The organism is Streptomyces sp. NPDC086777 (genome assembly GCF_040702065.1).
Taxonomy (GTDB): domain Bacteria; phylum Actinomycetota; class Actinomycetes; order Streptomycetales; family Streptomycetaceae; genus Streptomyces.
Map to the genome: position 1 here is coordinate 55,335 of NZ_JBFBJI010000022.1, position 22,578 is coordinate 77,912.

At 73.3% G+C, this 22,578-nt stretch carries 16 protein-coding genes and 2 pseudogenes; 11 read left to right on the top strand and 7 right to left on the bottom strand.

The window, feature by feature from the left end; all coding sequences use genetic code 11:
- Window positions 1-79: 79 nt before the first annotated feature.
- From AB0472_RS28330 to AB0472_RS28350, 5 genes are all read left to right on the top strand, one after another.
- Entirely contained in the window at window positions 80-817 is a 738-nt protein-coding gene (locus AB0472_RS28330; RefSeq protein ID WP_366360495.1) for a GntR family transcriptional regulator, read from the top strand.
- A 149-nt stretch (window positions 818-966) separates the two neighbouring features.
- Window positions 967-2,112 (top strand): ROK family glucokinase, encoded by a 1,146-nt coding sequence (locus AB0472_RS28335; RefSeq protein ID WP_366360314.1) that lies wholly within the window; start codon window positions 967-969, stop codon window positions 2,110-2,112.
- A complete protein-coding gene (locus AB0472_RS28340; protein ID WP_366360316.1) occupies window positions 2,109-2,690 on the top strand; it encodes a sugar kinase in 582 nt (193 codons plus the stop codon). Before AB0472_RS28335 ends, AB0472_RS28340 begins: the two co-directional genes overlap by 4 nt.
- A gap of 96 nt (window positions 2,691-2,786) precedes the next feature.
- A complete protein-coding gene (locus tag AB0472_RS28345) occupies window positions 2,787-5,600 on the top strand; it encodes a DEAD/DEAH box helicase (RefSeq protein ID WP_366360318.1) in 2,814 nt (937 codons plus the stop codon).
- Window positions 5,597-7,894 (top strand): SWIM zinc finger family protein, encoded by a 2,298-nt coding sequence (locus tag AB0472_RS28350; protein ID WP_366360319.1) that lies wholly within the window; start codon window positions 5,597-5,599, stop codon window positions 7,892-7,894. Before AB0472_RS28345 ends, AB0472_RS28350 begins: the two co-directional genes overlap by 4 nt.
- Window positions 7,895-7,978: 84 nt before the next feature.
- Here AB0472_RS28350 and AB0472_RS28355 read toward each other — a convergent pair whose 3' ends face one another.
- A complete protein-coding gene (locus tag AB0472_RS28355) occupies window positions 7,979-8,416 on the bottom strand; it encodes an OsmC family protein (RefSeq protein WP_366360321.1) in 438 nt (145 codons plus the stop codon).
- A gap of 25 nt (window positions 8,417-8,441) precedes the next feature.
- A complete protein-coding gene (locus AB0472_RS28360; protein ID WP_366360323.1) occupies window positions 8,442-9,176 on the bottom strand; it encodes a hypothetical protein in 735 nt (244 codons plus the stop codon).
- Between the two features lie 162 nt (window positions 9,177-9,338).
- On the opposite strand from AB0472_RS28360, the gene AB0472_RS28365 reads away from it, so the two are divergent.
- A complete protein-coding gene (locus AB0472_RS28365) occupies window positions 9,339-11,156 on the top strand; it encodes an FAD-dependent oxidoreductase (RefSeq protein WP_366360325.1) in 1,818 nt (605 codons plus the stop codon).
- Between the two features lie 9 nt (window positions 11,157-11,165).
- On the opposite strand, the gene AB0472_RS28370 is transcribed toward AB0472_RS28365, so the two are convergent.
- The 3 genes and pseudogenes from AB0472_RS28370 to AB0472_RS28380 form a co-directional block, all read right to left on the bottom strand.
- Window positions 11,166-11,438 carry a DUF5133 domain-containing protein gene (locus AB0472_RS28370; protein WP_366360327.1) on the bottom strand — a complete coding sequence of 91 codons (273 nt, stop codon included), beginning with the start codon at window positions 11,436-11,438 and terminating at the stop codon, window positions 11,166-11,168.
- A gap of 270 nt (window positions 11,439-11,708) precedes the next feature.
- Window positions 11,709-12,206 (bottom strand): STAS domain-containing protein, encoded by a 498-nt coding sequence (locus tag AB0472_RS28375; protein WP_366360497.1) that lies wholly within the window; start codon window positions 12,204-12,206, stop codon window positions 11,709-11,711.
- A pseudogene (locus AB0472_RS28380) lies at window positions 12,180-12,494 on the bottom strand (helix-turn-helix domain-containing protein); the annotation flags it as partial. The gene AB0472_RS28375 and the pseudogene AB0472_RS28380, both read right to left, overlap by 27 nt.
- Before the next feature lie 121 nt (window positions 12,495-12,615).
- Between AB0472_RS28380 and AB0472_RS28385 the strand changes: the two are divergent.
- Window positions 12,616-13,302, top strand: coding sequence for an STAS domain-containing protein (locus tag AB0472_RS28385; protein WP_366360329.1), 687 nt, complete (start codon window positions 12,616-12,618; stop codon window positions 13,300-13,302).
- A gap of 343 nt (window positions 13,303-13,645) precedes the next feature.
- Here the strand turns inward: AB0472_RS28385 and AB0472_RS28390 are convergent, their stop codons facing one another.
- A complete protein-coding gene (locus AB0472_RS28390; protein WP_366360513.1) occupies window positions 13,646-14,032 on the bottom strand; it encodes a hypothetical protein in 387 nt (128 codons plus the stop codon).
- Here AB0472_RS28390 and AB0472_RS28395 point away from each other — a divergent pair.
- Together AB0472_RS28395 and AB0472_RS28400 are read left to right on the top strand one after the other, a co-directional pair.
- Window positions 14,013-14,126, top strand: a pseudogene (locus AB0472_RS28395) (helicase-related protein); the annotation flags it as partial. The gene AB0472_RS28390 and the pseudogene AB0472_RS28395 sit on opposite strands and share 20 nt — an antisense overlap.
- Window positions 14,127-14,311: 185 nt before the next feature.
- Window positions 14,312-14,554: a DUF5302 domain-containing protein gene (locus tag AB0472_RS28400; RefSeq protein ID WP_366360331.1), complete on the top strand. Its 243-nt coding sequence runs from the start codon at window positions 14,312-14,314 to the stop codon at window positions 14,552-14,554.
- 333 nt (window positions 14,555-14,887) lie between these two features.
- On the opposite strand, the gene AB0472_RS28405 is transcribed toward AB0472_RS28400, so the two are convergent.
- A complete protein-coding gene (locus AB0472_RS28405; RefSeq protein ID WP_366360333.1) occupies window positions 14,888-16,573 on the bottom strand; it encodes a ribonuclease J in 1,686 nt (561 codons plus the stop codon).
- Window positions 16,574-17,286: 713 nt separating this feature from the next.
- Between AB0472_RS28405 and AB0472_RS28410 the strand changes: the two genes are divergently transcribed.
- Both AB0472_RS28410 and AB0472_RS28415 read left to right on the top strand, forming a co-directional pair.
- Entirely contained in the window at window positions 17,287-17,775 is a 489-nt protein-coding gene (locus tag AB0472_RS28410) for a GNAT family N-acetyltransferase (protein ID WP_366360335.1), read from the top strand.
- Window positions 17,776-18,880: 1,105 nt separating this feature from the next.
- Window positions 18,881-22,564 (top strand): hypothetical protein, encoded by a 3,684-nt coding sequence (locus tag AB0472_RS28415; protein WP_366360337.1) that lies wholly within the window; start codon window positions 18,881-18,883, stop codon window positions 22,562-22,564.
- The last annotated feature ends 14 nt before the right edge of the window (window positions 22,565-22,578 follow it).

Sequence of the window (22,578 nt, forward strand, 5' to 3'; positions counted from 1 at the left end):
AATCGAACTACACAACTTCCCGTCAACCCGTCACGGAGATACGCTCGGCCCCGTGCCGAAACCAGATGTGGACCCGACCGTGACGCTCGACCTCAGTGTGGACCGGAGCTCCCCGGTCCCGTTGTACTTCCAGCTCGCCCAGCAGCTGGAAGCGGCGATCGAGCACGGCTCGCTCACCCCCGGCAGCCTGCTGGGCAACGAGATCGAGCTCGCCGCACGGCTCGGCCTGTCCCGTCCGACGGTCCGCCAGGCGATCCAGTCCCTCGTGGACAAGGGCCTGCTCGTCCGCCGCCGGGGTGTCGGCACCCAGGTCGTGCACAGCCAGGTCAAGCGCCCGCTGGAACTCAGCAGCCTCTACGACGACCTGGAGTCGGCCGGCCAGCGTCCCGCGACGAAGGTGCTGGTCAACACCGTCGTCCCGGCCTCCGCCGAGGTCGCCGCCGCACTCGGGGTCGCGGAGGCCGCCGAGGTGCACCGGGTCGAACGGCTGCGGCTGGCACACGGCGAGCCCATGGCGTACCTGACCAACCACCTGCCCCCCGGCCTGCTCGACCTGGACACCGCCCAGCTGGAGGCGACCGGCCTGTACCGCCTGATGCGGACCGCGGGGATCACCCTGCACAGCGCCCGCCAGTCCATCGGCGCGCGCGCCGCCACCGCCGCGGAGGCGGAGCGGCTCACCGAGCCGGAGGGCGCGCCACTGCTCACCATGCAGCGCACCACGTACGACGACACCGGCCGCGCCGTCGAGTTCGGCGACCACATCTACCGCCCGGCCCGCTACTCCTTCGAGTTCCAGCTGCTGGTGCGGTCCTGAAGGCACGCTCACACAAGTCGTAATGTCCGGACAATGTGACCGATGTGTGTGACCGGCCCCCCACGCACCCGCACCCGGCAACGGCGCCGTTCCCTTCCTTATCTCCCCCGAACGGCACCGCACGCACGCGTACGGCAGAATCGAGCCCGATGAGCACCTACCGCGACCTCACCGCCCCCATCGGCTCCCGCCGAGCCCCGGTCCTGCGCACCGTCGGCACCAGGGAGCGCCGGTCCCACCTGACCGCCCCCCGCGTGCCCACGGTCGGCATCGACATCGGCGGCACCAAGGTCATGGCGGGCGTCGTGGACGCCGACGGCAACATCCTGGAGAAACTCCGCACGGAGACCCCGGACAAGTCCAAGAGCCCGAAGGTCGTCGAGGACACGATCGTCGAACTGGTCCTGGACCTGTCCGACCGGCACGACGTGCACGCCGTGGGCATCGGCGCCGCCGGCTGGGTCGACGCCGACCGCAACCGCGTGCTGTTCGCCCCCCACCTGTCCTGGCGTAACGAACCGCTGCGCGACCGCCTCGCCGGCCGGCTCGCCGTGCCCGTCCTCGTCGACAACGACGCGAACGCCGCCGCCTGGGCCGAGTGGCGGTTCGGCGCCGGCCGCGGCGAGGACCACCTCGTCATGATCACGCTCGGCACCGGCATCGGCGGCGCGATCCTGGAGGACGGCCAGGTCAAGCGCGGCAAGTTCGGCGTCGCCGGCGAGTTCGGGCACATGCAGGTGGTGCCCGGCGGCCACCGCTGCCCGTGCGGCAACCGCGGCTGCTGGGAGCAGTACAGCTCCGGCAACGCGCTGGTCCGCGAGGCCAAGGAGCTGGCCGCTGCCGACTCCCCGGTGGCCTACGGGATCATCGAGCACGTCAAGGGCAACATCGGCGAGATCTCCGGCCCGATGATCACCGAGCTGGCCCGCGAGGGCGACGCGATGTGCGTCGAACTGCTCCAGGACATCGGCCAGTGGCTCGGCGTCGGCATCGCCAACCTGGCCGCCGCGCTCGACCCCTCCTGCTTCGTGATCGGCGGTGGCGTCAGCGCCGCCGACGACCTGCTGATCGGCCCCGCGCGCGACGCCTTCAAGCGCCAGCTGACCGGCCGCGGCTACCGCCCCGAGGCCCGGATCGCCCGCGCCCAGCTGGGCCCCGAGGCCGGCATGGTGGGCGCCGCCGACCTCGCCCGCCTGGTCGCCCGCCGGTTCCGGCGCGCCAAGCGGCGCCGGGTCGAGCGGTACGAGCGCTACGAGCGGTTCGCGGAGGCCCGCCGCACCCGGGACACCGCATGACCGCTTCGCTGCCCCGTCAGGCCGCGTCCCCGGAGGAACCGCAGCGCCCGCCCGAGACCCCGGGGCACAAGGCCAGGCGCCGGGCGCTGACGCTGCTGATCATCGTGCTGCTGATCGGGGTCCCGGCCGGCTATCTGGTGATCTCCGCCGCCCAGAGCCGCAACAGCGGCAAGGACAAGGAGTCCAAGTACTCGGCGACCGGCCTCTCCGAGGGCTGGCCGTCCAAGGTGCAGCGGCGCCTCTACCAGGTGCCGGTCCCGCATCCGGCCGACCGGATCGCGTACTACGAGACGAACAACTGGAAGACCAGCCGTCTCTACGTCCAGTTCCGCACCAACAGCGCCGGACTGGACAGCTTCCTGGAAGGCATGGGCGTCAACCGGGACGCGCTGAAGAAGGACGACATCAGCATCAGCTCCCGCGACCAGAAGATCAGCGGCTGGAAGTTCACCGGCCCCGGGACCTGGTCGGGCCTGACGCACGAGCAGAAGAACCCGGCGCCCACCCAGGACGTGGTCGTGAACACCGCCGACCCGAAGTACCCGATGATCTACGTCGTCTCCCGCACCGTCCCGTAGCGGTGCCCCCGGCAGGCCGCCGGGGCCGATTGTCAGACCCCGCCCGTACAGTCGAAGACGTCTGATCCGACAGGCGGGCGGGAGGTGGCAGAACGTATGAGCGGCACGACGGCCGAGACCGACCCGGACGTACCGGTGCGCCTGGCGGCGGTCTACCTGCCCGCCGACCTCCCGCGCCACGGCCGGATGGCCTTCTGGGACCCCGCCGGGGACCCGCTGCCCGCCGCCGCGACCGAGGAGCTCACGGTCGTACGACCGCACGGCGCCACCGGGGTCCGCCGCCGCCGGGTGCCCGCGCTCACCCTGCCGCTCGCCACCGCCCTGCCGCTGCTCGTCCGGGCCCGCCGCGACCCGGCCGCCCACCCCGCCACCGCCTGCTGGGGCGCCGCCGCCCTGCACGCCCTGCGGCTCACCGCCCGCGGCCGGCTGCTGCCCGGCCTCACCCCGGCGGGGCACGACGCCTGGCGGGCCGGCCCGCTGGAGCCCGCGGACATCGCCCACCTGCGCGCGGTGGCCGCCGCCCTGCCCGTCGAGGGCCACCCCGTCCCGCTGCCCGGCCCCGGCCCGCTGCTGCTTCCCCAGCCGGAAGCCCTGGTCCGTTCCTTCCTGGACGCGGTCGCCGACACCCTGCCCCGCACCCCGGCCGCCCCGCACACCGCGGGCCGGCCCTTCGCCGCCCGTGAAGCCCAGCGGCTGCCCGACGCCCGGGAATGGGCCGCGGAGGTCGCCGCCGGCATGGACGCGGGCGTGCGGATCTCGCTGCGCCTGGACCTGTCGGCCTACGACCTGTTCGACGACGGCGAGGGCGCGCGCCGCGCGGGAGCCGCGATCGTCCAGGTGCACAGCCTGGCCGACCCGACCCTGGTGACCGACGCGGCGGCGCTGTGGTCCGGGGCCTCCGACGCGGCCTTCGGTCCCCGCGCGCGCGTGGACGCGGCGCTGGCCGTGCGCCGCGCGGCGCGGGTGTGGCCACCGCTGGCCCGCCTGGCGGACCAGGACGTGCCGGACGTGCTCGCGCTCTTCGAGGAGGAGCTCGGGCAGCTGCTCGGGGTGGCGGCGACCAGACTCGCGGCGGCCGGGGTCGCCGTGCACTGGCCCCGGGACCTGGCCCAGGACCTGACCGCCGCGGCGGTGGTCCGGCCCGCCCCCGGCTCGGCCACCGACGGCACCGGCTTCTTCGAGAGCGAGGAACTGCTCCAGTTCCGCTGGCAGCTGGCGCTCGGCGGCGACCCGCTCAGCGACGCCGAGATGGACGCCCTCGCCGAGGCCCACCGCCCGGTCGTGCGGCTGCGGGACCGCTGGGTGCTCGTCGACCCCGCCCTCGTCCGCAAGGCACGCCGGCGCGAGCTGGGCGTGCTCGATCCGGTCGACGCGCTCTCCGTGGCGCTCACCGGCGAGGCCGAGGTGGACGGCGAGCGGGTCGAGGCGGTCCCCGTCGGCGCCCTCGCCGCCCTGCGCGACCGCCTCACCGCCGGCGTCCGGCCGGCCGAGCCGCCCGCCGGCCTGCACGCCACCCTGCGCGACTACCAGCTGCGGGGCCTGGCCTGGCTCGACCTGATGACCGGCCTGGGCCTCGGCGGCTGCCTCGCCGACGACATGGGCCTCGGCAAGACGATCACCGTCATCGCCCTGCACCTCAAGCGGGCCCGCACCGAGCCGACCCTGGTGGTCTGCCCGGCCTCGCTGCTCGGCAACTGGCAGCGGGAGATCGCCCGGTTCGCGCCCGGCGTCCCGGTCCGCCGCTTCCACGGGCCCGACCGCACCCTGGACGGCCTCGACGGCGGCTTCGTCCTCACCACGTACGGCACCATGCGCGCCACCGCGCCCCGGCTCGCCGGACAGCCCTGGGGCATGGTCGTGGCCGACGAGGCACAGCACGTCAAGAACCCCTACTCGGCCACCGCGAAGGCCCTGCGCACCATCCCCACCTCCGCGCGCGTCGCGCTCACCGGCACCCCCGTGGAGAACAACCTCTCCGAGCTGTGGGCCCTCCTCGACTGGACCACCCCCGGCCTGCTCGGCCCGCTCAAGTCCTTCCGCGCCCGGCACGCGCGCGCCGTGGAGAACGGCGAGGACGACGAGGCCGTGGCGCGCCTTGCCCGACTGGTCCGGCCCTTCCTCCTGCGCCGCCGCAAGTCCGACCCCGGGATCGTCCCCGAACTCCCGCCCAAGACCGAGACCGACCACCCCGTCCCGCTCACCCGCGAACAGGCCGCGCTCTACGAGGCCGTGGTGCGCGAATCACTGCTCGCCATCGAGACGGCCGACGGTATTGCGCGCCGCGGCCTGGTGCTCAAGCTGCTCGGCGCGCTGAAGCAGATCTGCGACCACCCCGGCCTGTACCTCAAGGAGGAGCAGTCCCGCATCGAGGGCCTGGCCACCCGATCCGGGAAACTCGCCCTGCTCGACGAGCTGCTGGACACCGTGCTCGCCGAGGACGGGTCGGTGCTCGTCTTCACGCAGTACGTCGGCATGGCCCGCATGATCACCGCACACCTGCGGGCCCGCGCGGTCCCGGTCGACCTGCTGCACGGCGGCACCCCGGTGCCGGAGCGGGAGCGCATGGTGGACCGCTTCCAGAGCGGCGCCACCCCGGTCCTCGTCCTCTCCCTCAAGGCCGCGGGCACCGGCCTCAACCTCACCCGGGCCGGTCATGTCGTCCACTTCGACCGCTGGTGGAACCCGGCGGTGGAGGAACAGGCCACCGACCGCGCGTACCGCATCGGCCAGACCCAGCCGGTCCAGGTGCACCGCCTGGTCACCGAGGGCACCGTCGAGGACCGCATCGCGGAGATGCTGGAGGCGAAGCGCGCCCTCGCCGACGCGATCCTCGGCTCCGGCGAGGCGGCCCTGACCGAACTGACGGATCGTGAGCTGTCCGACCTGGTCTCGCTGCGGAGGACGTCGTGAGCGGCGCGGGCGAGGAGCGGCCGGGGGACGCGGCACGGCGGGCGCTGCGGGCGGCGCGGGCGCGCGAGGCGGAGACCGGGGGCGACGGGGTGGCCCCGGACCAGGGCGCGGGAGAGCCGGCGCCCAGGCCGGGGGACGCCGCGCGGCTGGCGCTGCGGGCCGCCGCCGCGAAGGAGGCGGAGCAGCCGGACGCCGACCCCGGGTCCGAGCCGGGTGCCGCCACCGCGCCGGACGCGCGAACCGACCGGGCCGACACCGGCGCCTCCGGCGCCGGCCGGCCGGGCGGTCGCCCCGGTGACGTCGCGCGGGCGGCGTTGCGGGCCGCCCGCGCGGAGGCGAGGCGGGCCGAGGAGGCGGCCGTGGCGGAAGCCGCACAGGAGTCACTGGGCCGCCCGATACGGCGGCCGTCCCCGTCCCCGTCCTCGCCTTCGGCGGCCCCCGCGCGCACCGCCCGTGACCTGAAGCAGTTCCTGGCGACCGCCTTCCGGATGCCGAGGGACGCGTCCGAGCCCCATGAGACGGCCGAGCCGACCGCTCACGAGACCGAGCCCTTTCGTTCCGGGCATGAGCCGACTCGTTCCGGGCGTGCGCCGACTCGTTCCGAGGTCGAGCCGACTCGTTCCGAGCGTGCGCCGATTCGTTCTGAGGGCGAGTCGGTTCGCTCCGGGCGTGAGCCGTTGCGTTCTGAGGTCGAGCCGACTCGTTCCGGGCGTGCGCCGACTCGTTCCGAGGTCGAGCCGGTGCGCTCCGGGCGTGAGCCGTTGCGTTCTGAGGTCGAGCCGACTGGTCCCGGGCGGGAGCCGATTCGTTCTGAGGTCGAGCCGGTTCGCTCCGGGCGTGAGCCGTTGCGTCCCGCAGTCGAGCCGATTCGTCCCGAGGTCGAGTCCACTCGGCCCGACCCCGACCCCGACCCCGACCCCGACCCCGACCCCGAGTTCGGGTTCGGGTTCGGGTTGGAGTCAGAGGCTCCCGGGCCCGGTCCCCGGCCCGCCGCGGCTGCCGTCGGCCGCTCCGAGCCGGCGCCCCGCCTCCCGCGCACCATGGCCACCCCGCACCGCGACAGCGAACTGCGCCGCACCTTCCCCTCCCTCCCGTCCCGTGCGTCCGCCGACTCCGGCTTCGCCGCGACCTGGTGGGGCAATGCCTGGGTGCGGGCGCTCGAAGAAGGCGCACTGGACGTGAAGCGGCTGGCCCGCGGGCGGAGTTACGCGGAGCGCGGGCACGTGGACGCCATCACCGTGACCCCGGGACTGGTCCTGGCGTACGTGCAGGGCAGCCGGCCCCGGCCGTACCGCGTGCAGCTGCGGCTGCGCACCTTCGGCGACGACGAGTGGGAGCGGCTGCTGGAGTCCGCCGCCGACCGGCCCGCCGACATCGCCGCGCTGCTCGACAAGGAGCTGCCGCAGACCCTCGCCGACAGCGGGGTGCCGCTGCTGCCGGGGCCCGGCGAGCTCGAACCCCGCTGCAGCTGCCCGGACGTCGGTCACCCCTGCAAGCACGCGGCCGCTCTCTGCTACCAGACCGCGCGGTTGCTGGACGCCGACCCGTTCGTGCTGCTCCTGCTGCGTGGCCGCGGGGAGCGCGAGGTGCTGGACGCGCTGTCCCGGCGCAGCGCCGCCCGGGCGGCCCGGGAGCGGCGGCCGGCCGCGCTGCCCGGCGTCCGGGCCACCGAGGCCCTCGTACCGCGCCGGCTCCCGCCGCTGCCGCCTCCGTTGCCGGCACCGGCACATCCCGAGCAGCCACCGGTGTATCCGGGGGTGCCCGGCGGCCCGGACCCGTTCGCGCTGGACCAGCTGGCCACCGACGCGGCAGCCCGCGCCCACGCGCTGCTCACCACCGGGCACGATCCGGTCGGCGACCTGACCCTCTGGCAGGACGCGGTGCGGCTCGCCGCGGCCCGCCCCGGTTCCGGCCTGACCGCGTCCACCCGCGCCCTCTACGCCACCCTCGCGGACGCCGTGGGCCGGACCCCGGGCGACCTGGCCCGCGCGGTCGCCGCCTGGCGGCAGGGTGGCCTCGATGGGCTGGCCGTACTGGAAGAGCCCTGGGACCCGCCGGCCGGCCGCTTCGACCGGGCCCGGCCGCTGCTGCTCGCCGCCGACCTCCCGGCCTTCCGGCCGTGGCGCAACCACCTCACCCACCCCGCCGGCCACCTCCAGCTCCGCTTCGGCCGCGACAGCCTGTGGTACGCCTACGAGTCGGAGCCGGGCCACGACGACTGGTGGCCCCGAGGCACCCCCGACCTGGACCCGGTGGGCGCGCTGACGGGCCTGGGCGCGTCGGACGACGTCTAGCGCCGGGCGGTGCCGTCCGCCGACCGGCCCGGCCCGTCGGCCGGATGCGCGGACGCCACGGGCGGCCCCGTACGGCGGCGGGCGTCAGACCTCCTCGACCGACACGGCGACCGGCGTCCCGGCCTCGATCGTGCGGCTGACCGTGCACAGCCGGTCGTGGGAGACGGCGACCGCCCGGGGCAGGATCGCGCGGGCGCGGTCGCCGGCCGCGCCCTCCGGGAAGGCGACGGAGAAGGCGACCGAGAGGTCCGTCATCCGGTTTCCGTCCTCGTCGCTCACCTTGTGGCCGCTGACGGTGACGGTGAACGCGGTCGGCTCGACGTGACGGCTGGTGGACACGTCGACGTCCGCCGCCGTACAGCCGCCGATCGCGGCGAGCAGCAGTTCGACCGGGGTGAATCCGGTGCCGTCGCCGGTCCCGAAGTCGATCGAGCCGCCGCGGGCGTTCGTGGCGGTGAAACGGCCGGTGCCGGTGCGCTCGACCGTGACGAGGCGCAGGGAGTCTTCGTTCGTGGAGCTCATGGGGACGAACCTAGGGCACCGCCCGTCAGCGCAGGATGTTGACGGCCCGCGCCACCACCAGGACCACCGTCACCAGGGAGACGGTGGACTGCAGCATCATCAGCATCTTGGCCCAGTGCGACAAGGGCATCACGTCGGTCGGGCTGAACGCGGTGGAGTTGGTGAACGACAGGTACAGGTAGTCGAGGAACCCCGGCTCCCAGTCCCGCGGTGCCGTCTCCGGACTCTGCATCTGCACGAAGAGGAAGTCCGCGTACTGGTCCCGGCCGAGGACCCGCGCCATCGGCCCGCCCCGGTCCCACTCCCAGTACCAGAGGGCGAACACGATGACGTTCGTCAGCCAGATGCCCCCGCCGGTCAGCAGCAGCGGCCCGGCGTCGCGGCCCTCGGTGCCGTTCACGAGCCCCGCCACCAGCCGGACCGCCGCCCAGCCGTTGGCCAGGCTGATCGCCCCCATCAGCACCAGGCCCAGCAGCCGCAGCCACCGGGTGCGGGGCTCGACCCGCCGGGGGTTCCCGGCGATGATGCCGGCCAGCAGCACCACCTCCAGGACCGGCAGGGCCCAGTACGGCTGGAAGGCGAGCCGGTGCGGCAGCATCACCTGCAGGGTGATCGCCACCAGTATCACGGCGGTCACCGCCCACCGCGGCTCGCCCTGGGTGGCCCGGCGCCACGCGGGCACCACGTCGTGCTCGCCGCTCTCCAGCAGCCGCTCGATCCTGGCCAGCCGGCTCTCGGCGTCGGACATTCGGTCGCTCATGCTGATGATTGTCCCGAGCCCCGCACCGATCCACCGACCGCCCCGGCCGTCGCCCCACCCGGCCGAGCCCGAGCCGCCGCCTCTTTGCGTTTGTGAGGATGCTGTAGGCGACGGTGAGGAGGGCTTCCGGGCGTCGGAGCCCCTCCCTACGCTCCGGTTCCCATGACAACAGAACACGCGCAGCAGTCTCAGGGGCACGGCGGGCACAGCCGCAGGCGTTTCCTGGCCGCGGGCGGGGGAGTGGTCGCCGGAGCGGTCGGCGCCCTCGGGGCCGCCGGCCGCGCGGTGGCCGCCTCCGGCAAGCGTGTCGCCGTCCTCGGCGGCGGAGTCTCCGGCCTCAGCGCCGCTCATGAACTCGCCGAACGCGGCTACGAGGTCACGGTCTACGAGTACTACGACGCCCTCGGCGGCAAGGCCCGCTCGATGGACGTCCCCGGAACCGGAACGGGCGGCCGCAAGCCGCTACCCGGCGAGCACGGCTTCCGCTTCTTCCCCGGCTTCTACCGGAACCTGCCGGACACCATGCGCCGCATCCCCTTCCCCGGCAACGCGAACGGCGTCCACGGCAACCTCCGGGGCGGCACGGAGGAGTTGTTCGCACGCGGCTCGGGCCGCCCGGACCTGCACTTCCCGCTCCGCCGGGTCACCACCCCGCCCGCCCCCGGCGACCTCACCCCGTCCTGGATCCGCGACCAGGTCCTGTCGGTGCTGGACCTCGGCACGCACCTGCCCGCCCCCGAGGCCGCCTACTTCGCCGACCGCCTGCTGGTCCACCTCACCAGCTGCGACGCCCGCCGCGAGGACCAGTGGGAGAAGGTCGCGTGGTGGGACTTCATCCGGGCCGGCGAGATGAGCCGCGAGTACCAGGTGCTCCTCGGCATCGGCCAGACCCGCAACCTCGTCGCCACCCGCGCCGAGGTCGCCTCCACCCGCACCGTCGGCCGCGTCATCATCGAGGCCCTCATTCTGTGGGGCCTGCTCGGCCGCGGCATGGACGGCGACGCGGACGTCGACCGGGTGCTGAACGCCCCGACCAGCGAGGCCTGGATCGACCCCTGGGAGACCCATCTGCGTTCCCTGGGCGTCGAGTTCGTGCTCGGCACCGAGGCCAGGGAGATCGTGTACGACGGCGGCCGGGTGACCGGCGTACGGGTGGCGGCCCGCGACGGCAGCCGGCCGCGTACCGTCACCGCCGACCACTACGTCTGCGCCCTGCCGGTCGAGCACGCGCGCGCGACCTGGGGTGCGGCCCTGCGCGCCGCCGACCCGCAACTCGGGCGGTGCGACGCGCTGAGCACGGACTGGATGACCGGCGTGATGTTCTACCTGCGCACGCCCACCCCGGTCGTGCACGGCCACATCAACTGCCTCGACTCACCCTGGGCGGTCACCGGAATCGGCCAGACGCAGTTCTGGGACGGACGGGACTTCGCGCGCGACTACGGAGACGGGCAGGCCCACGAGTGCCTGTCCACGATCATCTCCGAGTGGGACAAGCCCGGCATCCTGTTCGGCAGGACCGCCCGGGAGTGCACCAAGGAAGAGATCGTCGCCGAACTGTGGGCCCAGCTGAAGGACGGGCTGAACGACACGGGCAGGACGACGCTCAGGGACGAGGACCGGCTCGGCTGGTTCATGGACCCGGCGGTGACGGGCCTCGGCGGACCCGACCCGCACAACCGCGAACAACTCCTCATCCACCCCACCGGCACCCTCTACCACCGCCCGTCGGCGAGGACGGCGGTGCCGAACCTCTTCCTCGCGGGCGACTACATCCGTACCGACGTGGACCTCGCGACCATGGAGGGCGCCAACGAGTCCGCCCGGCGCGCCGTCAACGCGCTCCTGGACGCCGACGGTTCGGGCGCGGAACGGTGCCGGGTCTGGGAGCTGTTCCGGCCACCCGAGCTGGAGCCCCTGAAGCGCGTCGACGAGGTCCGCTACCGGCTGGGCCTGCCCAACACCTTCGACCTGGGCTGACCGCCGGGTTCAGGCGACCAGGGTCTGCCCGGCCCGGCCCTGGCTCGCCCCGTGCGGAAGGACCGTCGCGTCCGCGCCTTCTCCCCCTTCTCCTGCGAGGAGACGGTCCGCCGCCGCGAGGGCGTCCTCGATCTCGCATGTCCCGGTGGTGACGCACAGCGTGTACGCCACGTCCTTGAGGACGCGCCGCCTCGCGGCCGTGTCGGCTTCGAGTACCCGTACACACGCTTCCGCGTAGCGCGCCAGCAGCCCACGCAGTATCCGCGGATGGGGAGTGATCATGCGAGGAGGCTCCTTGTCGTCGAGCAGCACGTTTCCCGGATGTCCGGCCGCGCCCAATTCATGCGCGACGGCGGATCATCACCGTCTCCGCTCAGTGCCGCGGCCGGTCTCGGCCCGCTCGTAAGAAGTGACCCGGCGCGGTCGGTCCTGCCCGCCGGGGCCCGGAGGGCGTGCCGGTCCTCGCCGACCGGGGAGGTGTCCACGGGCTCGACCACCGGCCGGCCGGGGAGAAGGGAGACGGCGATCAACCCCGGGCCGGGGCGGAACGGATCACGCCGTGGCCTCCGCCAGGCTCGCCTGCACCTTGAGGGCCTTGTCGGCCCCGGTGAGTTCCAGCAGGCGCCGCAGCCGTGCCGACGGCGCGACCACCCGCAGGTCGGTCGTGCGGTGGGCGCTGATCAGCAGGTTCAGGAAGGTCGAGTCGGCGAAACCGACCCCGCGGGCGTCCACCACCACGCGGGCGTAGGTGTCGGCGGCGGTCCGCAACGCCTCCGCCAGCGGTGCGATCGAGGCGGCGTCGTAGGTGCCGTGGGCCACGAACACCCGGGCCCCGTGCGACTCGTACTGGGCCACTCCGGACGTCCTCGGCCGTGAACGCCCGGCCCCGGCTGGACGGTCGCCGTCGGTCCCCGCCGCGCGGCTCGTGCCCCCGGTGTCCCCCGCCGTCCCGTCCTGGGGCGGGCGAAGCGCTCGCGCGGGTGTCTCCGGTGCGTCGGCCCCGGGCTCTGCGGTCGCGCCCTGGCGCTCGGCCTCGTCCCTGACCAGCATCGACAGCAGGGAGGCCACCGTCAGGCCCGCCTCGGCGGGATGGCGCAGCACCCTGCTCGGGTCGATCCGGTAGTGGTTGGAGCGGCCGCTGCGGGTGTGGGAGAGGTAACCGTCCCGTTCCAGGTCCGAGATGATCTTCTGGACCGCGCGCTCGGTGAGCCGGCACCGTGCCGCGATGTCCCGGATCCGCGCGCTGCGATTGTCGGCGATGCTGGCCAGGACGCGCGCGTGACTCGTCACGAACGTCCAGCCGGTATGCGGCTCGGGAACTCCGTCGACTGCCACCATGACCCACATCGTACGGCCGTATTTTCACGCAGGCAAAAACACGAACTGAAGTTCACGTACACCTTGACGGGTCTGGGGGAGCGTACGAGGCTTGATGGGGGCACGAGGAGAGGAGGCGATCATGCTGGAACCGTCCGAGGAAGTGCCGTTCGCGAGCGACGGCGGCGGCCGGGTGACCGTCAGCGTGAGCGGCGAGTTCTGTCTCGACAACAGCCATGAGCTCCGGCGCACCCTGCACGATGCCCTCGCGAGGTCCGCCGAGGGCGTGGACCTGGATCTCGGCGGGATGACGTTCGCGGACTGCAGCGCGCTCAACATCCTGCTGACCGCGCGTGCCCGGGCGGTCGCCGAGGGGAAGACGATCACCGTGACCGCCGTCAGCCCGGCCGTGGAGCGCCTGCTGACCCTGACGGACACCTACGCCCTGTTCTCCGCCCCTGACGGACCGGCCGCATCGGACGCTACCGATCCGCCCGCGGCGGAGGACGGACGTCTCAGGGCCCGGGTGGTCCACCTCCGCCCTGCGACGCGCGGCTGTCCGGACATCGACCTGGCGCGCGGCATCCTCATGGCGACGTTCGGTCTCGGCCGGGACGCGGCGTGGGAGGTACTGGTCGCCACGTCCCGGAACACCGACACCGAACTGCACGACCTCGCCCGGGACGTGCTGACGACCGTCCACGGCGCTTCACTGCCGGATCCCGTCCAGAAGCGGCTCACCGCGGCGGTCGCCGCAGCCCGCAGGGCCGACGGCCGGCCGCACGGCGCCACCCGCACGGAGGGAGCGGCACGGCGGGCGTGCGCATGAGCGCCGGCCCGGTCTCCGGCCTCTGGCGGCTCCGGTCCGAACCGGCCGGCCCGGCCTCCCGAGCCCGTCGGTGCCGGTCAGCTCGGCACGAGCGGGCCGTCGTGGAGGCGGGTGCCCGCCTGTTTGACGCGGTGCAGGACGGGGACGACGTCGACCTGGCGCTCCGCGCCGAGTTGCGCCGACCCTGGTGGTGACGCAGGAGCAGACGCCGTCCACGGTGCCGCAGGCGACCGTCACCAGGAGGTTGACGGACCCGGTGACGGCGGCGGTGAAGGTGCCTTCGGGATGGGAGGAGAGGACTTCGCCGATCGCACTCGGCAGGCCGGGAGGACGTCAGGCCGTGTCAGACCCCGGCGGTACGGGTGGGGCCGGGCCGGTGCGTCGACGCGTGCGCCGCCTGAACGTGGTCCGCGAGGAGACCCGGTCGCGAGAGGAACGGTGAGTGCGAGGGGTCGATCTCCACGACCGTCGTCGGCCGGGCGGACAGGGCATCGATCTCCTGGACCATGAGCCGCTGCAACCTGGTCCGTATCGCGTTGTCCCTCGTGCAGACGACGTTGCTGTGCGGGATCGCACCGTACCGTTCGGCGGTCACCGTGACCGGTTCGAAGGCGACTCCGGCAGGCGCGTCCGCGGTCAGCGGCGACAACGCCGCCTGGGCGGTCGTCTCGTCGTCGTCGTTGCAGGACGCCTCCCGGACGGCGGCGCGACGCTCGTGGGCGCAGTTCAAGAACGGCCGGATCACCGTTCTGGTGGCGACCGGTGTCGCGGCCCGTGGCCTGCACGTCGACGACCCCGATCTCGTGGTCGACGCCGCCCCGCCCTGGCCACGGGATCGACAACCCTCGGACCGGACCGAAGCCGTCCTGTGCGCCTCACCTACGGAGTCGACGCCTTTGGCGGCGAGAGGGATACCCGCCGAAACGGAGCAGGATGACGTTGCCGGTGCCTCGCACCGCGCCCAGCATGACAAGCTGTGCTTGCTCACCCCCGAACCCAGGAGGCCACCATGACCGCAGAGCCCGTAGCTACGGAAGGTTCGGAGCCGGCCGCCCCCGAGACGTCCCCTCTGGAGCCGGACAGCGACGGCAACTACGACCTCAAGCGCAAGTTCCGCGAAGCCCTGGCGCGCAAGCGCGGTGCGCAGGCGGACGCCGCTGATACGGCCGCCAAGTCCGATGCGTCGAAGGTGCGTTCGGCGCACGGCCCGGCAGCGAGCCAGCGGTCGTTCAGGCGCAAGAGCGGCGGCTGAGTCGATGAGTCCCGCGATCTGACCGCTTCACCGGCACTCGCGCCATGAGTGGACGCCGTCCGATCTGGTGCAACACCTGGGCGGGGTGCACGGCTGCTGTGTCACCGGTTCCTCCCGCGGCTTCGGCCGCGAGTTCACGCGGGCGGCCCTGCAGCGCGGCGAGAGGGCCGTCGCCCGCAACACCGACTCCCTCGCGGACCTGCCGGCCGCCCACGGCGAGGGGATCCGCCTCGTCGAGTCCGGCGGCTCCGCCACCGACCGGTCCGGGCGTGCCCGACCCCGGTGCCGGCGGGGCCGCGGCCGGCACCGGGGACGGTGCTGCCGCGCCGGGGCTCAGGCGTCGATGATGACGGGAATGATGAGGGGCCTGCGGCGGTGGGTGCGGAACGCCCAGTTCGCCACGGCGCGGGCGACGAGTTGTTCGAGTTGGCGCGCGTCCCCGACGCCTTCCTCGGCCGCGTTGGCCAGGGTCTTCTCGATGACGGGAATGACGGGCTCGAAGGTGGTGTCGTCGTGGACGAAGCCGCGGGCCAGGAAGTCGGGGGCCTCGGCGAGGGCGCCGGTGTCCGCGTCGACGATCGCCACCACCGTGACCACGCCTTCCTCCGCGAGGGTGAGTCGGTCCTTGAGGGACGCCTCGGTGGCGCCGCCGACTTCCATGCCGTCCACGTAGACGTTGCCGGCGGGGACCTTGCCTGTGATGGATGCGCGTCCGTCCACCAGGTCGACGACGACGCCGTCCTCGGCGATGACGACCCGTTCGGGGTCGACGCCGGTACGGATGGCGAGGTCGGCGTTGGCCCGCAGGTGGCGCCATTCGCCGTGCACGGGCATGACATTGCGGGGCTTGACGATGTTGTAGCAGTAGACGAGTTCGCCGGCGCTGGCATGCCCGGAGACGTGCACCTTCGCGTTGCCCTTGTGGACCACGTGGGCACCCCACCGGGTGAGTCCGTTGATCACCCGGTAGATGGCGTTCTCGTTGCCGGGGATGAGGGAGCTGGCGAGCAGGACGGTGTCGCCCTCGCCGATGCGGATCTGGTGGTCGCGGTTGGCCATCCGTGACAGCGCGGCCATGGGCTCGCCCTGGGAGCCGGTGCACACCAGAGTGATCTTGTGGTCCGGGAGCTTCTCCAGCTCCTTCGTGTTCACGACCAGACCGGAGGGGACCTTCAGATATCCCAGGTCACGGGCGATGCCCATGTTGCGGACCATCGACCGGCCGACGAAGGCGACCTTGCGGCCGTGCTGGTGGGCGGCGTCCAGGACCTGCTGGATGCGGTGCACGTGGCTGGCGAAGCTGGAGACGATGACCCGGCGCGGCGCAGTACGCATCACCTGCTCGATCGCCGGGTTCAGCTCACGCTCGGACGTGGTGAAGCCGGGTACTTCGGCATTGGTGGAATCGGTGAGGAACAGGTCCACGCCCTCCTCGCCGAGGCGGGCGAAGGCGCGCAGATCGGTGATGCGGTCGTCGAGCGGGAACTGGTCCATCTTGAAGTCGCCGGTGTGCAGCACCATCCCGGCCCGGGTGCGGATCGCGACCGCGAGACTGTCGGGGATGGAGTGGTTGACCGCCACGAACTCGCAGTCGAAGGGCCCGAAGCCACGCCGGTCGCCCTCCCGCACCCGAACCGTGCGCGGCCGGATTCCGTGTTCCTTGAGTTTGGCCTCCAGGAATGCCAGAGTCAGCTTGGAGCCGACGACGGGAATGTCGGACCGCTCGCGCAGCAGGTACGGCACACCGCCGATGTGGTCCTCGTGGCCGTGGGTGAGGACCATGGCCACGATGTCGTCCAGCCGGTCCCGGATCGAGGTGAAGTCCGGCAGGATCACGTCCACGCCGGGCTGGGTCTCCTCGGGGAACAGCACGCCGCAGTCGACGACGAGCAGCTTGCCCGCGTGCTCGAAGACGGTCATGTTGCGGCCGATCTCACCCAGGCCGCCCAGGGCGACGACCCGCAGCCCTCCTTCGGGCAGGGGAGGGGCGGCTTTGAGGTCGGGGTGTGGATGACTCATACCCTGACGGTACCCGGAGAGCGGGACAGAGTGATCCATTGCCTGTGCGGTCCAACGAGCGCTCGACATGATCGGCCGCCGAAGACGTACTGGCGCTCAGGTCGGCTTCCGTCTCATCCGCCTGCTGCCTGCTGCCTGCTGCCTGCTGCCTGCTGCCCGCTGCCCGCTGCCCCGGCCCCGAGACGAGAGGGCAGTTGCGGCCGCAGCGACCGCCAGGGTGGCTTCGCGGGTCGCGCAGACGGTGAGCACCCCGCCCGTGATCACGGCGAGGATGCAGGGCGAACCGACGGCTCGGGCATGTGCTCACGGCCGCTGAAGCATCGAGGTTGAACACGATGTCGACCTGCGCGGTCCGTTGTCGTCGGCCGAGGGCGAGGCCGGAGTCCCGGGCCCGAGGACGGTGAGGGCGTGGCTCCAGCCGCCGGGCCAGGCGAACGGGTCGAGGATGATCCGTCTCACGAGGCCAACCCGAAATCATCCCGGACCGGCTCGGCTTTGCCACGTCAGGCCCAGGGAGAGGAGCCGTCGACCGCCTCGTTCGCCGGCTCCTGCGCAGTGGTTCGGGGCCGGCGCCGGCGGCGGGCGGCCGATTCGGCGGCGGTGACGTGGCCGGTCGGGCCCGGGCGAGCGGTTCTCGGGAGCGGAGCAGGTACGCCTGCGCGAGCGGCCGACCCGCCGCACGAGGGCATTCCCCGGTGCGAAATACTCTCCCGATGGGTTCACGTACTTTCCCGGTCAGCCAGCCGATCACGATACGGCGGGCCGTCGCGCGGGATGCCAAACGGCTCACGCGGCTCGTGCGTGGCTCAGGCGCCTACGAAGGTAAGTACGCAGCCGCAGTCGCGGGCTACCGGGTCGGTCCTGATTACATAGAGGCCCACCGCACCTTTGTGGCCGTCGGTGCCGACGAGCACGGAGGCCGGGTCCTCGGGTTCTACTCGCTCGTCCTCGCTCCACCGGAGCTCGACCTGCTGTTCGTCGCCGACGAAGCGCAAGGCCGGGGTATTGGACGGCTGCTCGTCGCGCACATGCAGTCCGAGGCGCGTGCCGCAGGGCTCGACCGTGTCAAGGTCGTGTCGCACGTTCCTGCGGAGAACTTCTACCACCGGGTCGGTGCGGTCCGGACGGGGACCGCGTTGGCGAACCCGCCCGTCGTGCCGTGGGACCGTCCCGAATTCGAGTTCTGCATTCCTTCGGAATGACGCGGTGTGCCGGTTCGCGGGGCACCGGCTTCACCTCCATGGTGGCCGGCGTGCAGGAGCCGCCGGACGCCGCGCGCTCCGTCGGCCGGGCCCTGGCAGGGGGATCGTCTGCGCCGGGCGGCCTCTCCCGGCGACTCCCTCGCCTCCGGCACTCCCAGGCCCTCGAAAACGCGTCCACCTCAGCTCGCTCCACACACGATCGGGGTCGGCCGCGTGAATACGTGATGTGACAGACCCTGACCTGCGAGAGGAAGGGGCCGCAGACCACCGCCGGCGCGGCAGGGGGTGACGCCTTGCCGGTGCGGCCATCAGCGCAGGGCGAAGCACTCATAGCTCCTGCCCCGTGGGGCTTGGCCGGATGACGACATCGGCGACGTGGCCGTGAGTTGAGTTGCCAAGGCAAAGGAGTCCCCCGTCTGCTTGCCCACTGGGCAGCGGTGCCCGACCCGCGCCGCGGCCGGGGACGCCGCCCCCTTCGTTGTAGCCTCGGCAGCGTGTGTGGTCCTCGCCGGCGCGAAGTCCCTGGCCGCGACCGCCGAACGGGCCGCCGAAGCCCCCGCCCACCTGCTGGTCCGACTCGGCGGGCCGTGCCGTGAACCGGACAGGTCCGGCCGTCCCGGCCGGGGCCGCCATCCGGCGCGTGCCCAGAGAACCGACGGTGACGCACTGGGCGCGGCCATCGATGCCCGGTCGGCCAACGGGCGCGCAACGGTGTGGCCGAGCAAACCGGGCCGAGGACGCCTGGCCATCGGCGCCCACCGTCGACCGAGTGCAGCAACATCGCCGCGGCCTGCGCACGCACTCCCACGACGCCCCCGGCCACCCTCGGCATCGCCTGATCATCCCGGACGCACCGCGATAACGACGCAGCCCCCGCGTCGGCAACGGCGACTGCTGCAACCACTGGGCCTTCTGCACCCGCCGCGGGCACGATCGCCGCCGCCCACCCCCGACCAGAAGCGATACACCCTCATTGGCTGATCAGGAATTTCGCTGCAGGACGCTGCGCCACGCGCGGAATTGCCGTTCTCTTGCCTGTCTGTTGCCTCGTTGCCGGGCGGGGCCGTGTGCGCATACTTCGGCAGGCCGGACTGGGGGGATCGCGTTGGGCAGGCTGCTTGTCGTACCCGTACATCTGGACGCGCTGTGCCTGGCGGGGGAGCGTCAGGTCACGGAGCCTTTCACCGACTTCACGCGGTTGCCGTACAGGGACCCCGCCGACGGGCACGACCATCAGGCGGACATGCCGTACGTCAGCGAGACGCTGTTGTCGGTGCCGTTCCAGGACCAGGGCTTCCGGCTGAAGGCGGGTGTCCATCTGCACTGGTCGCTGCCCGACGCGCTGACCCGGCTGGCACCGTCGCAGGATGCGGCGGGCGCGGCGCCGGTGGTGCCCAACCGGTGGCTGGTGACCCGCAGCGCAGGCGGTGCCGTGGCGCAGCAGTGGGTGGTCGAGAGCGACTTCCTGGCCGAGGACAACGCCGGCGGAGTGCCCTACCCGTACATTGCGGACCAGATGGACGGGCCCGAGCAACTGCCGTACCGGCTGCTGGGTCGCCGGATGCCGCTGACCGCATGGCAGCCGGCGGGGCGGGCCGGCTCGGCCGACCCGGCCGAACGGGCACGGTATCTGCGGGCGCTGACGGCGGTGGGCTACGGGGAGCCGACCTTCGCGTCGTTCTATCCCCACTGCCACAGCGTGTTCGGGCTGCACGACCCGGAGTTCCAGGGGGTACCGCCACAGGACGTGACGTACGACGTGCTGGGCTGGTACGAGGACCCGGGCCAGGACGAGCTGGCGGCCGCGCTCGGGGCGCCACGAGATGCCGGGACCGGCTGGCCCGACGTGCTGCGCGCCACCTTCGGCTGGACGTCACCGGTGGACAGCGGCGCCGCGCCGGACCGGATGGTGTGTTGGGGGCGCATCGCGTTCGCGCCCGGAGCGGGAGAGCCTCAGGACACCACGGGTGACGACACCGGGGTGTGGGTCGGCAACACCCCGACGGAGGCACTGGCGGCCCATCTGGGCGCCGTACTCGGCGACACCGGGATGGCGCCTGACGACCTGGAGAACCTGTTGGAGGCGCTGGCCTTCGCCGAGGAACTGGAGTCGGCGCCGCTGGACGTCGGCCTGAAGCTGCTGGAGGCCCGGCACGCCGACACCTTCCGAGCCGTGCCGTCCGGGAACCTGTGGACCGTGACGGACGACCGGGCCGGCCAGGGCGCGGACGCCGACCTGACCGGCCTGCCGCGGGCCGCCGGGACCGCGCTGAACAACCTGAACGTCGCACAGGCGGCCTGCGACCGGGCGGGCGCCGAACTCACCGGACTTCGCCAGGAGTTGTACGCCGACTGGTACCGCTACATGCTGTGCGTCTACCCGCCGGACACCACTCGCGACAGCTACCCGAACCCCGACCAGGTGCTCTTCCACCTGAGTCGCCAGGCCGCCCTCGTCACCCGCCGCGTCGCCCGCGCCGAGGCCCTGGGCCGGCACCGCGACGCCGCCCGGGCCGCCGCCGAGGCCGTCCTGCCCCACGGCTATCGGCTGCTGCCGGGCCCGGCCCCCCAGTACTATCTGCCGAACGAGCCTGTGGTGCTGCTCACCGGCCCGGCCGCGACCCCCTCCGACCGCTTCGGGCAGGACGGCCTGCTGGAGTGCCAGGTCACCGACGGCGACATCCCCGCCGACGCCGACGCCGTCCGGGCCTTGCGGGACACGGTGACCGCCCTCCCCGCCCTGGCCGCGCTCACCCGTGCCTGGGAGACGCAGCCCTGGCATCCGCTCCTGATGCAGTGGGAGGCGGAGTTCTTCCCGGCGGGCCCGAACGGCAACCTCGACCCGGCCGACCGCGACTTCCACACCGACTTCATCACCGCCGCCTACACACTGCCCGCCGACCAGGCCGAACTGCGCCCCCGGGCGGCCGGCGGGGCGGTGCTGGCCAAGGCCGCCAACGTCTACACCGGCGCCGCCGTACTCTCGCCCTCGGCCCGTCCCCTGCTGGCCGCCCGGATCCTGCGCTACCTGGCCAAGCCGGTGCTGGCCGCGCTGGACGGCACCGTCACCGAGGACGCGTTCACCGCCGACCCGGAGCCGGTCCTGGAGCGTTTCCTGGCGTCCGGCAAGGCCGACCAGCGGGCGGTCACACTGGTCGCCGTCCACCGCCATCTGGCCGCCAACGAACAGAACAACCTCGCCCAGGCGCTCGGCGGCTTCGACGACGCGCTGCTGATGCGCCGGCTCGCCCGCCAGCTGCCGGTCGCCGACCCGCTGGGCTTCCCCGACCACCGCGCGGTGACCGATTCCGAGGTCGCCCCTGCCGTGGCAGGCGAGAGCCGGTACACCCCGCAGCCGCTCAGCGACTTCAACCCCATCAGGGCCGGAGCGATGCGGCTGCTGCGGCTCCGTATGGTCGACACGTTCGGCACCGTACGGGACGTCCCCGTCGAAACCGTCGGAACGACCACCCAGTTACGGGTCGAGGGGCATCCCGGCTGGGTCGACCTGCCGCCCCGGCTCGCCCAGCCGGCCCGGCTGTCGCTGCGCTGGCTGGACGCCGACAGCGACCTGGCCGAGATGAACGACGTCCCCGCCACCTCGCCGGTGTGCGGCTGGCTGCTCGCCAACCATCTCGACGGGAGCGTGGCCGTGCACGCCGCCGACGGGAGCGCGCTCGGGGCGGTCTACGCACTGCCCGGCGACCCGGAGCCCACCGGCATCCCCGCCCTGTGGCAGCCCGCCCCCGGCCGGGCCCCGGTGCCGGTCGACGGTATCGGCAACCCGCATCTGAGGACGGTCGTGGCCCGGCTGCGCGGCTCGGGGCCGGACGGGGTGGCCGCCTTCCTGGGCACCCTGGACCAGGCGCTGGCCGCCGTCGAGCCGGAGGACTACGCCCTGCACCGGAACCGGGCCCTGCTGGTCAGCCGCCCGGTGGCGGTGGTCCGGGCCACGGTGAGCCTGGAACTGGCCGGGCGCCCGGCGGTGCACCAGGACTGGAACGTCTTCCGGCAGGACCTGCGCCGCAGCGGCTGCGAGTCCAACGGCTTCACCCGGGTACGGTTCGCGGTCCGGCTGGGCGACCACGGCCGGCTCGGCGACGGGCTGGTCGGCTACTGGCCCGAGGAACCCGACGGACGACTCGGCCCGGTGCTGCACTCGGTGACCGACGGGGACGAGACCGTGGACGCGGCGTTGTTCCAGGCCATCGACGCCCCGGCCCAGGCGCTGACCATGCTGGTCGATCCGCGCGGCGCCGTGCACGCCTGCTGCGGCATCCTCCCCGCGAAGGCACTGCGTATCCCCGACGCCCACTACCGGGACGCGCTCGCCGCGCTGGAGATCGCCTTCCTCACCGCACCCGTGCTCGGGGACGGCATCGCCGCGGCCCCCGACCTGCCGCTGCCGGACGAGCCGGGCTTCGTCTGGTGCTGGCTGGAGCGGGACGCCCCGTCCGGCACCGGCTGGCTGCGCACCGGCAGCGAGCCGCTGATCGACCGGGCGGCGGTCCTGGCCGCCTTCCCCGACGAGGCGGCCCTGTGGCCGCAGTTGTCCGACGCGGGCTGGCTGGCACCGCTGGACGACGACACCGCCCTGGTCACCCCCGCCGAACAGCGCCCCCCGCTGCCCGCCGCGCTGACCGGCCTTGCCGACGCGCTCACCGCACTCCTGGAACGGCCCGCGCTGGCCCAACCGCGCCAGGACGCCTCCTTCGCCGCCCGGCCCACCGCCCGGGAAGGCTGGCTGACCCTGCGGCCCCGCCCGACGACGAACGCCAACCGACAGTAGGGACGCACACCGCC

Coding starts and splice junctions, on each gene's coding strand:
- AB0472_RS28335 (WP_366360314.1), top strand. CDS start 967: ATGAGCACCTACCGCGACCTCACCGCCCCCATCGGCTCCCGCCGAGCC.
- AB0472_RS28340 (WP_366360316.1), top strand. CDS start 2,109: ATGACCGCTTCGCTGCCCCGTCAGGCCGCGTCCCCGGAGGAACCGCAG.
- AB0472_RS28345 (WP_366360318.1), top strand. CDS start 2,787: ATGAGCGGCACGACGGCCGAGACCGACCCGGACGTACCGGTGCGCCTG.
- AB0472_RS28355 (WP_366360321.1), bottom strand. CDS start 8,416: ATGAGCTCCACGAACGAAGACTCCCTGCGCCTCGTCACGGTCGAGCGC.
- AB0472_RS28360 (WP_366360323.1), bottom strand. CDS start 9,176: ATGAGCGACCGAATGTCCGACGCCGAGAGCCGGCTGGCCAGGATCGAG.
- AB0472_RS28365 (WP_366360325.1), top strand. CDS start 9,339: ATGACAACAGAACACGCGCAGCAGTCTCAGGGGCACGGCGGGCACAGC.
- AB0472_RS28370 (WP_366360327.1), bottom strand. CDS start 11,438: ATGATCACTCCCCATCCGCGGATACTGCGTGGGCTGCTGGCGCGCTAC.
- AB0472_RS28375 (WP_366360497.1), bottom strand. CDS start 12,206: ATGCTGGTCAGGGACGAGGCCGAGCGCCAGGGCGCGACCGCAGAGCCC.
- AB0472_RS28385 (WP_366360329.1), top strand. CDS start 12,616: ATGCTGGAACCGTCCGAGGAAGTGCCGTTCGCGAGCGACGGCGGCGGC.
- AB0472_RS28400 (WP_366360331.1), top strand. CDS start 14,312: ATGACCGCAGAGCCCGTAGCTACGGAAGGTTCGGAGCCGGCCGCCCCC.
- AB0472_RS28405 (WP_366360333.1), bottom strand. CDS start 16,573: ATGAGTCATCCACACCCCGACCTCAAAGCCGCCCCTCCCCTGCCCGAA.
- AB0472_RS28410 (WP_366360335.1), top strand. CDS start 17,287: ATGGGTTCACGTACTTTCCCGGTCAGCCAGCCGATCACGATACGGCGG.